We start from the raw sequence: 14,503 nt of genomic DNA on the forward strand, positions 1-14,503 counted from the left end.
GAACCTACCCCTGCCGCTGGGCCTGGGTCACGGCCACGTGGATAAGTTCGGCGAGTGTGCGGACGCCGAGCTTCTGGCGCATCTGCGAACAGGCGTTGGTGACTGTCTTGTAGCTTACCGACAGGTCGCTCGCGATGGCGCCGTAGGACTTGCCCTGGGCCAAACGCGCCAGGATCTGCTGCTCCCGCGGGGTCAGCTGGGCTTCGGGCGTGCGGCGCGGGTCCGTGCGCAGCATGGCGACCTCCGTGGCGAGGCGCCGGTCGAGGTAGACCTGTCCCGCGCGCACCCGGTCGAACGCCTCGAACAGCTCGCCCGACGCATGGTCCTTGAGCACGTAGCCGAGGGCCCCGGCCTCCAGGGCACGGGCGACGATGACGGGATCGTTGTGCATGGAGAAGACGAGGATCCGCACCTTCGGATCGACGTCGCGCATCCGCCGCACGAGGGCGAGGCCAGCGAGGCCGCTGCCCTGGAAGGTGAGGTCGCAGATCACCATGGCGGGCTTCAGGCGGTGGAAGGCGCGGTAGCCGGCCACCACCGTGGTGGCCTCGGCGATGCGCTCGACGCCCGCATCCTCCAGCACTCGGCGGCAGCCCTGGAGCACGATCGGGTGATCGTCGATGACGAGGACTGGCGCCTGCGTCTGGATGGTGGGAATCGCGTTCATGCGGGGGGAATCGCGCTCGTGTCCTCGTGCCGTTCGAGATCGAACGGAATCCTGATCCGGACAACCGTTCCGGGCGACCCGTTGTCAAGCGTCAAAGTGCCGCCGAGGGCCTCCACGCGTTCGCGCATCCCCGACAAACCGAGTCCGATACGGTGATCGGGGGCAATGCCGCCGCCATCGTCCCGGATGCTGACGGTGAGGTGCGCACCGGTTTCGTCGTGCGCCTCGCGCGCCTCGACGGTGACGTTCCGGGCGCGGCCGTGCCGCACGGCGTTGGTCATGCTCTCCTGGATGCAGCGGAACACCGTGAGGTCGGTGACGTCGCCGTAGCCGGCGCCGAGGCCGTCGAAGGTGCCGGTGAACGTCGTGCCCGAATGCCGCCGGGTGAAATCGCGCAGGAGCAGCACGAGGCAATCCGGCAAGGGTACTTGGCCCAGGGCGTGCGGGCGCAGGCGGTTGAGGAGGTCGCGGTTCAGGGTCTGAACCTGTCCGACGATGGCGCTGATCTCGCCGGCGCGCTGGGCGAGCTTGGTTCGGTCGGGTTCCGACTCGGCCTTGGCCATGCGGACCACCGAGGCTGCGTTGGCTTCGAGGGCGAACAGGCAGGGGCCGAACTCGTCGTGGAGTTCCAGCGCCGTGGCCCGGCGTTCGTCGTCCTGGGCCGAGAGCAGCTGGCGGTTGAGCCGGCGGTTGGCCGCCCGGGTTTCGGCAAGCGCCTGGGCGACGCTGTTGAACCGGGCGGCGATGACGGCGAGTTCCCGCGAGGCGGGGGGCGCGAGGCGGGCGGTGTAATCCTGACGTTCGAGTTGGGTTAGGCCCTCGGCGAGTTGAGTCAGGGGGGCGAGCACCCGGCCGAACGCCACGTAGAGGGCGGCGAGTAACCCGAGGCTGACGAACAGGCTCGCGAGGGACAGGAACACGGCATAGCCCCAGACCTCGTCGATTTCGTCGCGCGGCTGGGTGGTGATCCGCGCCGTGCCGATGCGCCGGCCCTGGACCTCGATGGGCAGATCGTGCTGCCGCGCCTCGGGGGCGATGAGGGCGACGAACCAGGGCGGCGCCTCGTAGGCGTGCCGGTGCGGACGCGGGGACGGGGCTGGAACCGGCGTCCCCGACGCGTCGAGGACGGCGACGCGCACGTGGCGCAGTCCCTGGACGCGCAGGCGCAGGGTCTGCAGCAGGGTGTCGGGCGGGGCCGTCTGGGCGAGATCGATGGTGTCGGAGACGAGAAGCTCGACATTGGCGAGTGCCGCCTTCATCTCGACCTCGACGGCGGAGCGCGCGTTGAGCACGATCACGCCGCATGACAGGAGCGCCGCCAGGAGATCGATGGCGAGGACGAGGACGATCATCCGCGTGCGCGTCGGCCAGCGTGCCCAGACAGTGGGGCGGGCGGTCCAGCCGGGCGGGCTCGATGCGGGGGCCGTCGTCATGGGTCGGGGTGCCGGCATGGGAGGGGAGGGTGCCTCGCTTGTAGACGAGTCCCGTCGCGATGGAACGCGCGGCGTCCCGTCGAGCCATGAACCCGGCGGATGGCTGATGCCGTATCTCGACGATCCGGAGAGCCGCTGGAGCCTCGGCGGCTTCGGCGCCGGAGCCGAGTTCGGCCATGCCCCCGGCGAGCCCGTGACCAAGCTCGGGGCCTTCGCCCGCGCGAGCCCGCGCGGCGCCATTCGTCTCGACGGAACGGGCGATTGCGTCCCCGTGGCGTACGAGACCGGTTTTCGCGATGGCTGGAGCCACGCCGTCGCCCTGTGCCGTCCCGTGGCGACGGGGCTGGTCCGGGGCGCGGACGGCGTCACCGCCCTCGGTTCCGATGCCGGCGCCGTGTGCCCGCAGGACCGTGAAACTCTCCTGTTCGACCTGGGCATCGGGCTCCCGCAGGGGTGGGTGGCCGTGCGGACCCGCGAGTCCGACCAGGTCGCGGCCCTCTCGGCGGCGTGCGGTGCCTCGGCCTTTGCCCAGGGCTCGCCGGTCGCGGCTCTGCTGCTCGAACGTGCGGTGGATGTCGTGGTCGTGACGCCGCTCGGGCGGATCGAGGTTTTCGCCGGGCGAGACACCAGCTGCCCCGGCGGTCCGCGCGCCTTCGTGGTTCCGGCCGTGCTGCGGCTGGGGCGGACGCACGCGGCGACGGCCCCGATTCCACCGGGTCTGGTGCCCTGTGCCCACCTGCATCCGCCGCATCCGTGCCGCGATGCGCGGGGGCGTCCGATCCCGTTCGACACGGCACGCCACGCCGCGTTCCAGGCGCTCCTGATGCGCTGGGGTGACCCGGACGGCTTCGTCCTCAAGCGGCGGCTCCTCGCCGGCGAAACCCTGCCGCGCGATGCGGACCGCCGCGCCCGCGCCGTGGCACGGGTTGCCACCGTGCAGGGACTGGCGGTTCGAGCCGGTCCTGAAGCTCGGCGCAAGGTCGGGGCTGCGTCGTCCCGGGACGGGCCGAAGTCGAGGCACGACACCACTTCTTAAAGCCCCGGCTTTAATCCGGTCCGATACGAACATTCTCGGGCTTCGACTGTCGATCGGGTGTCGGACATCTTCATGCCCCAATGTCGGGATCAGTTGGCGGAGGTTGCACCGCGTCAAGGACCGGGTCCGGTCGCGGGGTGCGTTCGGAATGAGTCCTCGCTGATGTCGATCGCCATCGATCCGTCCGAAATGCGCACGCCTACCCGCGTCCCCGTGAAGACCGGCGCGTCCTCGCGGGCTGGGCGTCTCGCCGTCCTGACGGTTCTCGGCGGTGTCGGTCTCGTCGGCCTGTCGGCCGGCGCCTACTCGATGCTGTCGGGCCTCGCCGGGCCCACGCCCTCTGGGGTGAGGATCGGCCACGTTTCCGCCGATTGGCCGGACCTGCGCGACGGAGTTCCGGCGCTGGTGTCGACGGCGGGTCGTACGGACTTGGTACCGTCGACGGCGAACGAACCCATCTCGGTCAGGACCATCGTCTCGGAGCCCACCGTCGCACCCGAGGGGGCAGCGCCGCAGGCGAAGCCCTTCGAAGCGAGGTCGAACGAGGTCACACCCGTCGAGGCCAGCGCCCCGGAGGCCAAGCCCCTGGAAGCTATACCCGTCGAGGCGAAGGCCGTGGATGTCCCGCGTCCTGCCGAAGCCGCCAAGCTCGCGAGCATCACGCCCGCAGCGAAGCCCGCGCGTCTGCCGGTCATCGAGAACGCCGCTCCGGTGCCGCCCGCGCCGATGGCCCCCCTCGTCGAGAAGGCGCGCCCCGCCCCCCTCGTCGCGCCGACGGCCCGCGAGACCACCCGCGCCCGCACCGCCCCGGACAACACCTTCGCGGCGCTTCCCCCGGCCTCCGCCACCCCAGCAAGCACGGCGAAGCCGAAACCCGCTGCCGTGGCCCACGCCAAGCCCCCCATGGCCAAGCCCACGGCCAAACCGGCCGCCGAGACCGCGAAGGTCGCGAGCGCGCAACCCGCCCAGGCCGCCGAGCCGGAGGGCGAGGACACCGAGGTCTTCGGCGTGAAGGTGCCGTCGCTGGCGCCCGTGGGCCGGAAGCTCGTCGAGGGCGTCGAAGCCCTCGGCGACGCCGTGAAGCGGTTCCCCGAGCAGTTCTGATCCGCATCAGGGGCGACCGCTCCCGGCGATTGCCTCAACGAAGAAGGGCGCGATCCCGGTCAGGATCGCGCCCCTGTTCGTCTGCCTCCGAAGCGGTGCCGTTACATCTTCGCCCGGCGCGGCTTCTTGGCCATCTCGCGCTCGTGGCGGGCGCCGCGCGGGCTCTTGAAGCCCTTCGGCCCGTTCGCCTCGGCCTCGCCGCCGTCGAGGATCGCTTCGACCTGAATCTCAGGTGAGCCGTTCTGCGCGAAGGTCTGGGCGAAGCGCGAGGCGGCTCCGCCCCGGACTTCGAACTTGGTTTCGCGGTCGAAGATCCGAATGGCACCGATTTCCTGGCGACCGATATTGCCGCGCCGGGTCAACATCGGCAGCAGGCGGCGCGGGTCGGCGTTGTCACGCCGGCCAAGGTTGAGCCGGAACCACACGGCGGGACCCTGCGCCTCGATACGGTCGGAATCGGCCGGGTCGTAAGCGGGGCGCGCCCGGCGCTCGGGGCCGGCGCCCGGATCGGTGACGTCCTCGGGCTCGGGCAGGCGCGAGCGATAGATGCGGGCCAGGGCCGCGGCGAGTTCCTGGGGCGTGCGCTGCGACAGCAGCATCTCGCCCATGGCGACGTCCTCCTCGGCCGGAGCCTCGGTGAAGATCGGGTCCTGCCACATCCGCTCGCCGTCGAGCTTGCGGATCTCGTCGGCGGTCGGTGGGCCGACCCATTCGGCCGTGACCTTGGCGATCATGAGCATCTGCTCGGCGCGCCGCCGCTTCGAGGCCGGGATCAGCAGGACGGAGGTGCCTTTCCGGCCGGCGCGGCCCGTGCGGCCGGAGCGGTGCTGCAGCACCTCGGCATCGTGCGGCAGGTCGGCGTGGATCACGAGGCTGACGGTGGGCAGGTCGATGCCGCGCGCAGCGACGTCGGTGGCGACGCAGACCTTGGCGCGGCCATCGCGCAGGGCCTGGAGGGCGGCGTTGCGCTCGCCCTGGCCGAGTTCGCCCGAAAGCGCCACTGCGGAGAAGCCGCGCTCCGTCAGCACCGCCTGGAGGTGGCGCACGGCGTTGCGGGTGTTGCAGAACACGATGGCCGTGGGCGCATCGGTGAAGCGCAGGGTGTTGACCACCACGTGCTCGATCTCGCGCGGCACCACCCGCACGGCCCGGTAGGTGATGTCCGAGTGGCCGCGCTCCTGGCCCTTCACGGCGATGCGCAGGGCATCGTTCTGGTAGCGCTCGGCGAGCGATGCGATGGCCTTCGGGAGGGTCGCGGAGAACAGCAGCGTCCGCCGTTCCTTGGGCGTGACGGAGAGGATGAACTCCAGGTCGTCGCGGAACCCGAGGTCGAGCATTTCGTCGGCCTCGTCGAGGACGACGACGCGCAGATCCTGGGTGGCGAGGTTGCGGCGCTCGAGGTGGTCGCGCAGGCGACCCGGCGTGCCGACGACGATATGGGCGCCGTCATTGAGCTGGCGGCTCTCGCGGCGCGGGTCCATGCCGCCCACACAGGCGATGACCCGGGCGCCGGTCTCGGCATAAAGCCACGCCAATTCGCGCTCGACCTGAAGGGCGAGTTCGCGGGTCGGCGCGATGACGAGGGCCAGCGGCGCGCCGGCCGGGCCGAAACGCTCTTCGCCATCCAGGAGGGTTTCGGCGAAGGCGAGCCCGTACGCCACGGTCTTGCCGGAGCCCGTCTGAGCCGAGACGAGGAGGTCGCGCCCCTGCGCGGCCGCTTCGATCACCGCATTCTGGACGGGGGTGGGGTCCAAGTAGTCGCGCGCGGCCAGAGCTCGGGAGAGCGGGGCCGGCAGGGTCGGAAAGGGCACTGAGGAGCCTTGGGGCAGCAGGCGAGAATCCCGTGAAGGTGTCCGCGCCGCGCGCGAATCGATCCCCCGAGACGTGATTCCGGCCTCGAACGGTTACGGATGCGGGACGTTGTATCCAAAACCGAACGGCTGCGCCATCGCCGCGCGCGCATGGGAGGTCTCTCGCACAGTTAAGTCTCCTCTCCGCGCCGGGCCATGGTGTTCTTCGCCGTTCCGGTGTTCATCATCCGCCCGTTGATCCGATGAATCCTTGAGCGCGGCAGGGCCCCGTGAGCGACGTTCTCATCATCGGCGCGGGGGTCGTCGGCCTCGCCGTCGCCCGCGCCCTGGCGCTGCGCGGCCACGCCGTCGTGGTGGCCGAAGCCGAGGGGGCCATCGGCATGGGCGTCTCGGCCCGCAGCTCGGAAGTGATCCATGGTGGGATGTACTACCCGGCCGGATCGTTGCGCGCCCGCCACTGCGTCGCGGGCGCCCAACGCCTCTACGCCTTCTGCGCCAGCCACGGCGTGCCGCACCGCGCCTGCGGCAAGCTCATCGTCGCCACGCAAGCCGCCGAGCACGCCGCCATTGCGGCGATCCACGCGCGCGGCCTCGCCAACGGCGTCGCGGGTCTCACGCTCCTCGACGGTGCCGAGGCCCGCGCCCTCGAACCGGCCCTGGCGTGCGTCTCCGCCCTGCACGCGCCCGGCACCGGCATCGTCGACAGCCACGCCCTGATGCTCGCCCTCCAGGGGGACATCGGGGATCGCGGCGGGGCCATTGCGTTCCAGAGCCGGGTCACGCGCCTGATCCGGACCGATGGCTTCTGGCACGCGCGGGTGAACGACGACGATCTTCCCTTCGATGCCGTGGTCAACGCCGCCGGCCTCGGCGCGCAGGCCGTGGCGGCGGGCGTCGAAGGCTATCCGCCGACGCGCATTCCACGCCGCGTCCTCGCCAAGGGCAGTTATTTCGGCTGCCTCGGTCGCCCGGCCTTTTCGCGGTTGATCTATCCCGCCCCCGTCGAGGGGGGACTCGGCATCCACCTCACCCTCGACCTCGCCGGGCGGATGCGGTTCGGCCCCGACGTCGAATGGGTCGACGCCGAGGATTACGCCGTCGATCCCGGCCGGGCCGAGACCTTCGCCCACGCGATCCGGCGCTACTGGCCTGGGTTGCCCGACGGCGCCCTCACGCCGGATTACGCCGGCATCCGCCCCAAGCTCACGGGGCCGGGCGAACCGGCGGCGGATTTTTGCATCGACGGTCCGGCCGAGCATGGGCTGGACCGCCTCGTCCACCTGTTCGGCATCGAGAGCCCCGGCCTGACGTCGAGCCTGTCCCTCGCCGACGAGGTCGCCGACCGGCTGTTCGCGTGATGGCCGTCAGCCGCCGAATCGCTCCGTACGGATGGTGCGCGGCTCGAGGCCGGCCCCGACAAGAAGGTTGGACGCGGCCGTGACGAACGGGTTGGCGCCGCAGATGAAGGTGTGACGCGGGCCGCCGAGGCGTTTCAGCGCCGTCGCGATCACGGCGGCATCGATGCGCCGGCCCCCATCGCCCGTGAGGTGCAGCATGAGCTGGAAGCCCGCTTCGGTCTCGGCCCGTCGAACGAGTTCGGCATGGGCCAGAACCTCGTCCACGGCGCGCGCGGAGTAGAGCAACAGGGCCGGAACCTCCGGGGCGGCGACGGCCCGGTGGCGCAGCATCGCCAACAGGGGCACCACGCCGGAGCCGCCCCCGACGAGGAGGAGGGGGCCGCCATCCTCCGGGCGCCAGACGAAGGCGCCACCGATGGGACCGCGCACCTCCAATGTGTCACCGACCTCCGCGATGCCGTCGAAGAACCCCGAGACCTCGCCGTCGGGAAGACCGTCCACCAGGAGTTCGATGGTGCCGTCGTCGCTCGGCGCCGACGCGATGGAGTAGCTGCGCCGGGCCTGATAGCCGTCCGGCGCCGTCAGGCGGACATCGACGTGCTGCCCGGCCACGACCGGCCGGTCGAACGCCACGGCAAGGCGAAAGCTCTTCACCCGGCGGGTGACCGGAGCGATGCCCACGATGGTGGTCTCACGCCAGGGGAGCCGGATCGCGTCAATCACCGGTGAAGCGCTGCTCGCGCCAGGGATCGCCGTACATGTGATAGCCGCGCATCTCCCAGAAGCCGCCCTCGTCCTTCTGGGTGAAGCGCAGGCCCTTCAGCCATTTGGCACTCTTCCAGAAGTAGAGGTGTGGCACGAGGAGGCGCGCCGGGCCGCCGTGATCGAGGCTGAGGGGGGCGCCGTCGTAATGCGTCGCCACCATGGCCCGGCCCCCGGTGAGATCGGCGAACGGCACGTTGGTGGTGTAATCGTCGTAGCCCTCCGCGAGGGCATAGGCGGTGGGGGCCTCGACGCCGGCATCGGCCAGAAGGTCGTCGACGCTCACGCCTTCCCAACGGGTGTCGAATTTCGACCATTGCGTCACGCAGTGGATGTCGCCGGCCCAGCGGGTGCGCGGCAGGCGTTCGAACGCCGTCCAGCTCCAGCTCTTCAAGGGCCGCGACCCGGCCCGCAGGGTGAAGCACCATGTTTCGAGGTCGATCCTGGGATTGGGACCGATCTGCAGCACGGGGAAATCCTCCGTCCGGGTTTGGCCCGGCGGCAACCGGGTCCGTGTCGCCTCCGGCGGTGGTCTCCCGGTGAAGCCCCGCGTGCTCATGGTGTCTCCATCATCGCAATCGACCCCGGCGGATCAACGATCCCGCATCACGATCCACAGGGCGTGGATCATGCCCGGCACGATGCCGAGAATCGTCAGGAGGATGTTGAGCAGGAACTGCAATCCGATGCCAGCGGTCATCAGGACGGCGAGGGGAGGCAGGAAGATGGCGAGCAGGATGCGAACGAGATTCGACACGAGAACTCCGCTGGGACGTCAGCCGTGGACCGGCGCGAGGCTAACGACGCGACCCATTCGATGGTTTCCGGTTCGAGTTTCTAAACCTCTCGGTGTCTAGCTCTGGACCGAGCGCAACGCAGCCCGGTTTTCATGGCCAGAACGCTTATCAAGGACGTCGAGCACGCCGTCGCCATCGGCACAGACCAGCACCGCCGCGCGATGCTGGACCGAATCACGACCCTGTTCGGCGATCACGCCCGCCACCTCGGCGAGGCCGAGATGAAGCCGTTCGAAGCGATCATGCTGCACCTCGCCCGCAGCGTCGATTCGGCGAGCCGGGCGATCCTGGCCGGAGCCATCGCGGATATCGCCAACGCGCCGCGCAGCGTGGTGCGGGATCTCGCCTACGATCCGGACAGCATCGTCGCCGGACCGATTCTCGCCAGGTCCGTCCGCCTCGCAGACGAGGATCTCGTCCGCATCGTTCGCAGAGCCGGCCTCGAACACCTCGACGCGGTGTCTCGGCGCCGGATTCTCAGCGAACAAATCACCGAAATCCTGGTCACGCGGGCGGCAATCGCGGCCGTGCGGCGCATTGCCGGCAACGAGGGCGCCCGCCTGTCGGAGGCCGGTTTCCGCTTCCTGATGCAGCGGGCGCAACACGACAACGTCCTGCGGGCACTCCTCGACCTCAGGGCAACCCTGCCGACAGGGTGTCGCGTCTCCTTTCCCGAGCCGTTGTCGTTCGGGAACGGGATCGACCGCGACGAGCAGGCCATCGTGGCCCTCGTCGCCGAAAGCCGGATCGACGAAGCCCTCGCGGTGGTGGCCCGCGTCGCCGGCGTTCCGTCGGATCGGGCGGTTCAAGCCTTCCAACGGGCGGACCTCGACCGTCTGCTCTTTCTCACGCGCTCCGCCGACCTTGGATGGGGCACCCTCAAGCACCTGATTCAGGCCCGCCCCGGCCGCCGCCTGCAGCCCGAGGAGATGCGCGGAGCCTTCGAGGCGTTTCAGGCCCTGCCCGTGGCCACGGCGCGGCGGTCCGTCGGGTTCGTCACCGCCCCGGACACGAACGAGCCGATCGCCAAGGTCGCTTGACGCGTCCGGTCCCCCGCTCCACCCCTCCGGACAGGAGGGCGCCGTGCTCATCGACCTGTTCCACTACCTGACCACCCCGGCGCCCTGGGCGCATCGACGCGGCGGCCACCTCCGGGAAAGCGTGCTGCTCCGATCGCGTTCGCGCCGGTGCCGTGCGGCTTGGGCTCCCCATCTCGCGCAGGCCCGCGCCGTGGTCGCGCAAGCGTGCGAGGAATTGCCCCGGACACGGATCTGCGTGGTCCTCGGTTCGGGGCTCCTCGACGACGTGCCCTTCGAGCATCTGGCCGCTCGCTTCGCTGAAATCCGCCTCGTCGATGTCGTGCATCCCTGGCCGACGCGCTGGGCGGTCCGCGGCCGGTCCAACGTCACCCTGGTGACGGCCGACCTGACACGGCCCGGCGCGGTCCTGGCTGAGGGCGGGGGCGGCAGCGTCGATCTTGTGATCTCCGCCAATCTGCTGTCACAACTGCCGATCCTGCCGGTGGCCCGCTCCGGGGCGTCCGACCCTGACCTCGGGGGGCGGATCGTTCGCGCGCATCTCGACGGTTTGTCACGCCTCGCCGCGCGCGTCTGCCTCGTCACGGACGTCGAGCAACGGGAGGAGGATCGCGATGGTCGGGAGACCGACCGCCTCGACCTCCTCCACGGCGAGATCCTGCCTCGGCCCGACGAGTCCTGGACCTGGGACCTCGCCCCCTTCGGCGAGACCGCGCGGCATCGTCGCCTCGTTCATCGGGTCCAGGGGTATCGGGATTGGCACGCTGCCTGCGCGCGGAGCCAGCCCTGAACGCGGAAAGCCGCCCAGCGGGGCGGCTTTCCTGATTCGTGAGACGGGCCGATTACTCGGTGACGGGCGCCGTGTCGGCGGCACCCACGGGGCCGGGTTCGGTCCCTTCCGTTCCCTCGAAACGGGCGCGGCGGCGGCGGCGGGGCTTGGGAGCGGCCACGGCTTCCTCGCTCGCTGCCGGGACAGCGCCCTGGGCGGCCGGTTCTTCGGGGGCACGGGGCTCGGTTGGTCGGGGTTCGGCGACGCGCTCGGCCGGGATCGGCCGGGGCGGTGTCATGAGGAAGGCGGGCAGGGCCCCGACATCCTCGGCCGGGGCACGTTCGGCTTCCTCGCGACGGCGGCTGCGACGCGGCGGAGCGTCGGCCGAACGACGGGGTTCGGGCGCCTGGAATTCCTGTCGCGCCGGCTCCTGCCGGACGGGCTCCTGTCGGATCGGTTCTTGTCGAACCGGTTCCTGCCGAACCGCCTCTTGCCGAACGGCTTCCTGTCGGGGTGCCTCGTCACGTGACGCATCCTGACGCGGTTGATCCTGCGGGTCCGCCCCGCGGCCGTTCTCGAACCGTGCCGCCCCGTTGCGCCGTCCGTAATCCTGACGCGGCTGCTCCTGACGGTCCCGGTCGCGGTCCTGGCGCGACTGATCCTGACGACCGTAATCGGGGCGCGGATTGTCCTGCCGGTTGTAATCCTGGCGCGATCCATCTTGGCGCTGATTGTCGAAGCGCTGCGGGCGGTCGTTGCGGTTGTTGAAGCGGTCGCGTCGGCTCTGCCGGTCGGAGCCACCGTCCTGCCGTCCGTAATCCTGGCGCTGATGGTCCTGGCGGGCGCCGTCCTGTCTCGGACCGTCTTGCCTCTGCGAATCTTGCCGCCCCTCGTAGCCCTGCGGCTGATAGGCACTTGGCTGCGCCTGCTGGCTGGGGTCGGTGTAGTCGTCGTTGTAGGCGTGGGCCGCGTAGCCGAGGGGCGCGCCCTGATCGTCGCCGCCATCCTCGTCGCCGTCATCGTCGAAGCCGTTGCGGGCGTAGCCGCCGGCCTGCTGCCGGTTCTGCTCCTGCGCGCCGGAGATGATGCGGAAATAGTGCTCGCCGTGCTGGAAATAGTTCTCCGCCGCGACGGGATCGCCACTGGCCTGCGCGTCGCGGGCCAACTGGGCGTATTTGTCGGCGATGTGCTGGGCCGTGCCGCGAATCTTGACGTCCGGACCGTTCGATTCGTAGGACCGCGTCAGCGGATTGGGACCCTTGGGGCGGTTGCGCCCGCGCATCCGTCGATTTTGATTTGGTCTCATCGGTCTCGATTGACCCTCGTTCATACGGGAACGTGTGGTGAGGCGATCCGGAACCCGGCCGTTTCGAGCCGAAACCGGCCCTGGCCCGGTCGGCCCTGGAATGAGGGCCGAGGGATCCGGTTCGTCCAGTCCGCGATCGGAATCGGAATACGCCGTGCCTGTTGTCTGTCCCGGTGCACCGAGGCTCGCACTCGCGTTCAGGCGCTCTTCGGTTTTCAGGCTCTGAATGATCGAGCGCCAGCGCGTCGTCTCGTTTGCACGCCGGCCTGATCGTGGGAGATCGCCGAGAGGCGCAGCGGGCTCAAAAGCCGGCATTGCCCCTGCCATGATCCGTCACGACGGATCGATGTTCGATCTACCCGAGACCCTAGCGGCTCCCGCACGGGCCAACAAGCGTTTTTTCACGCGGTCCTGTGACGTTTGGACGGTTTCCGGGGGACAAAGCCGTCAGTTCTGGGTGAACGCGACGACGCGCGCATGCCCGGCGAGATCGTGGGTGATGTGCCCCGGGGCGAGGCCCGAGGCGCGACCGAGGGCGCGCACGGCCTCCGCCTGAACGTGGCCGACCTCGAACAGCAGGGTGCCGCCCGCCGCGAGCCGGAGCGGCCCCGCCGCGACCTCGGCGAGGATGCGCCGATAGGCGTCGAGACCGTCCGCGCCGCCGTCGAGGGCCGCCATCGGATCGTGGTCCCGCACCTCCGGGGCCAGGGTCGCGATGGTGGCGGCGGGAATGTAGGGCGGGTTCGACACGATGAGATCGAACGCCCCCGCGAGGCCGGCACTCCAGTCGGTCCGCACGAAGCCGGCTCGGCCGCCGACGCCGTTGGCGCGGGCATTGGCGCGGGCCTGGACCAGCGCGGCCTCCGAGCGGTCGACGCCCACCCCGAAGGCCCGGCGACATTCGCTCAGCAGGGCCACGAGGATGCATCCCGAGCCGGTGCCGAGGTCGAGGATCGTCGCCGCGCAGGTTCGATCCGGCAGGCGGGCGAGGGCCGCTTCCACGAGGGTCTCGGTGTCGGCGCGGGGCACGAGGGTGTCAGGGGAGAGGCCGAAGGGAAGGCCCCAGAACTCCCAGGCGCCGACGATTCGTGCCACCGGCTCACCGGCGCGGCGCCGGGCCAGGGCCTGCGTCAGGGCTTCCGCCCCGGCGGCCCCGATGGGTTGGGAGCCGCCGAGGATGAGCTCCGTCCCCGTGAGGCGCAGCACGTCGAGGACGAGGAAACGCGCGTCGTTGTCGCCGATCCCGGCCTCGGCCAAGCTCCGCGTGACCTGCCGCAGGGCCTCGGCGCGGGTCGTCTCGGGCGTCATCGCGGTCAGGCCATGCCCTCGGCGGCGAGGAGTTCGGCCTGATGCTCCGTCACCAGGGCATCGACGAGTTCGTCCAGGGCCTCGCCGGCCAGCACTTCTTCCAATTTGTAGAGCGTGAGGTTGATGCGGTGGTCCGTCACCCGCGCCTGCGGGAAATTGTAGGTGCGGATGCGCTCCGAGCGGTCGCCCGAGCCCACCTGCGACTTGCGATCGGCGGCCCGGGCCGCATCCTTGGCCGTGCGCTCGGCGTCGTAGAGCTTCGCCCTAAGGAGCGACATGGCCCGCGCGCGGTTCTTGTGCTGCGAGCGCTCCTCCTGGACGAAGATCACGATACCGGAGGGCAGGTGGGTGATGCGGATCGCCGATTCCGTCTTATTGACGTGCTGTCCGCCCGCGCCCTGCGACCGCATGGTGTCGATCTTGAGGTCGGCATCGTTGACGACGATGTCCACCTCCTCGGCCTCGGGCAGCACCGCCACGGTGGCGGCAGAGGTGTGGATGCGCCCCTGCGTTTCGGTGTCGGGCACGCGCTGCACCCGGTGGGCGCCGCTCTCGAACTTCAGGCGGGCGAACACGCCCTTGCCCTTCACCTCGGCGATGACTTCGCGGTAGCCGCCCACGGTGCCCTCGCTCTCGGAGATCACCTCCACCCGCCAGCCCTTGGCGTCGGCGTATTTGGCGTACATCCGGAATAGGTCGCCGGCGAACAGGGCCGCCTCGTCGCCGCCAGTCCCGGCGCGGATTTCGAGAATCGCGGATTTCTCGTCCGCCGAATCCTTCGGCAGCAGGATGAGTTGCAGGGCGCGGTGCGCCGCCTCCAGCCCGTCCTCGGCCTCGGGCTTCTCGGCGGCCGCGAGGCTCCGCATCTCGGAATCCCCCCCCGGCTCGTCGATCAGCGCCTGAATATCGGCGAGGTTCGAGGCCGCCGCCCGGTAAGCATGGATCGCCGCCACGACGCCTTCCAGCTCGGACAGTTCGCGCGAGAGCTGGACGAACGTCTCGGAATCGGCCGAGCCGGCGCTCAGGGTCGCGGTCACGATGTCGTAACGCGTCAGGATGGCGTCGAGGCGCTCGGAAGGAATGGGGGTCATCGCCCGTGGGGTACTCTCAACTGT

Annotated in this window: 14 protein-coding genes; 5 read left to right on the forward strand and 9 right to left on the reverse strand. The window is 70.3% G+C overall.

The window, feature by feature from the left end:
- Window positions 1-4 precede the first annotated feature (4 nt).
- Together BM249_RS00565 and BM249_RS00570 are read right to left on the reverse strand one after the other, a co-directional pair.
- On the reverse strand, window positions 5-667 hold the full coding sequence (locus tag BM249_RS00565; protein WP_091967747.1) for a response regulator: 663 nt from the start codon (window positions 665-667) through the stop codon (window positions 5-7).
- Window positions 664-2,118, reverse strand: a complete 1,455-nt coding sequence (locus BM249_RS00570) for an ATP-binding protein (protein WP_091967749.1) — start codon at window positions 2,116-2,118, stop codon at window positions 664-666. Before BM249_RS00570 ends, BM249_RS00565 begins: the two co-directional genes overlap by 4 nt.
- 88 nt (window positions 2,119-2,206) lie before the next feature.
- Here BM249_RS00570 and BM249_RS00575 point away from each other — a divergent pair, with 88 nt between their 5' ends.
- On the forward strand, window positions 2,207-3,136 hold the full coding sequence (locus BM249_RS00575; RefSeq protein WP_091967752.1) for a DUF6925 family protein: 930 nt from the start codon (window positions 2,207-2,209) through the stop codon (window positions 3,134-3,136).
- 162 nt (window positions 3,137-3,298) lie between these two features.
- Window positions 3,299-4,240, forward strand: coding sequence for a hypothetical protein (locus tag BM249_RS00580; protein ID WP_091967754.1), 942 nt, complete (start codon window positions 3,299-3,301; stop codon window positions 4,238-4,240).
- Between the two features lie 101 nt (window positions 4,241-4,341).
- Here the strand turns inward: BM249_RS00580 and BM249_RS00585 are convergent, their stop codons facing one another.
- Window positions 4,342-6,051, reverse strand: a complete 1,710-nt coding sequence (locus BM249_RS00585; RefSeq protein WP_091967757.1) for a DEAD/DEAH box helicase — start codon at window positions 6,049-6,051, stop codon at window positions 4,342-4,344.
- 269 nt (window positions 6,052-6,320) lie between these two features.
- Here BM249_RS00585 and BM249_RS00590 point away from each other — a divergent pair, with 269 nt between their 5' ends.
- Window positions 6,321-7,409 carry an NAD(P)/FAD-dependent oxidoreductase gene (locus BM249_RS00590; protein ID WP_091967760.1) on the forward strand — a complete coding sequence of 363 codons (1,089 nt, stop codon included), beginning with the start codon at window positions 6,321-6,323 and terminating at the stop codon, window positions 7,407-7,409.
- 6 nt (window positions 7,410-7,415) lie between these two features.
- Here the strand turns inward: BM249_RS00590 and BM249_RS00595 are convergent, their stop codons facing one another.
- The 3 genes from BM249_RS00595 to BM249_RS00605 are packed head-to-tail and all read right to left on the reverse strand — an operon-like array spanning window position 7,416 to window position 8,928.
- Window positions 7,416-8,132: an FAD-binding oxidoreductase gene (locus tag BM249_RS00595; RefSeq protein ID WP_244528513.1), complete on the reverse strand. Its 717-nt coding sequence runs from the start codon at window positions 8,130-8,132 to the stop codon at window positions 7,416-7,418.
- The gene (locus tag BM249_RS00600; RefSeq protein WP_091967763.1) at window positions 8,125-8,730 is read right to left on the reverse strand and encodes a sulfite oxidase-like oxidoreductase; all 606 of its coding nucleotides are present in this window, start codon (window positions 8,728-8,730) and stop codon (window positions 8,125-8,127) included. The genes BM249_RS00595 and BM249_RS00600 overlap by 8 nt, the downstream gene beginning before the upstream one ends.
- A 33-nt stretch (window positions 8,731-8,763) precedes the next feature.
- A complete protein-coding gene (locus BM249_RS00605; RefSeq protein WP_091967767.1) occupies window positions 8,764-8,928 on the reverse strand; it encodes a YqaE/Pmp3 family membrane protein in 165 nt (54 codons plus the stop codon).
- Between the two features lie 132 nt (window positions 8,929-9,060).
- Between BM249_RS00605 and BM249_RS00610 the strand changes: the two genes are divergently transcribed.
- Together BM249_RS00610 and BM249_RS00615 are read left to right on the forward strand one after the other, a co-directional pair.
- Complete coding sequence (locus BM249_RS00610; RefSeq protein ID WP_091967769.1) at window positions 9,061-10,008, forward strand: DUF2336 domain-containing protein; 948 nt, start codon at window positions 9,061-9,063, stop codon at window positions 10,006-10,008.
- Between the two features lie 43 nt (window positions 10,009-10,051).
- Window positions 10,052-10,795: a hypothetical protein gene (locus BM249_RS00615; protein WP_091967772.1), complete on the forward strand. Its 744-nt coding sequence runs from the start codon at window positions 10,052-10,054 to the stop codon at window positions 10,793-10,795.
- 52 nt (window positions 10,796-10,847) lie between these two features.
- On the opposite strand, the gene BM249_RS00620 is transcribed toward BM249_RS00615, so the two are convergent.
- From BM249_RS00620 to prfA, 3 genes are all read right to left on the reverse strand, one after another.
- On the reverse strand, window positions 10,848-12,056 hold the full coding sequence (locus BM249_RS00620) for a DUF4167 domain-containing protein (protein WP_091967775.1): 1,209 nt from the start codon (window positions 12,054-12,056) through the stop codon (window positions 10,848-10,850).
- A gap of 471 nt (window positions 12,057-12,527) precedes the next feature.
- Complete coding sequence (gene prmC, locus BM249_RS00625; RefSeq protein WP_091967778.1) at window positions 12,528-13,388, reverse strand: peptide chain release factor N(5)-glutamine methyltransferase; 861 nt, start codon at window positions 13,386-13,388, stop codon at window positions 12,528-12,530.
- A 5-nt stretch (window positions 13,389-13,393) separates the two neighbouring features.
- Entirely contained in the window at window positions 13,394-14,479 is a 1,086-nt protein-coding gene (gene prfA, locus BM249_RS00630; RefSeq protein WP_091967780.1) for a peptide chain release factor 1, read from the reverse strand.
- Between the last annotated feature and the right edge of the window lie 24 nt (window positions 14,480-14,503).

It is taken from the genome of Methylobacterium gossipiicola (assembly GCF_900113485.1).
Lineage (GTDB): Bacteria > Pseudomonadota > Alphaproteobacteria > Rhizobiales > Beijerinckiaceae > Methylobacterium > Methylobacterium gossipiicola.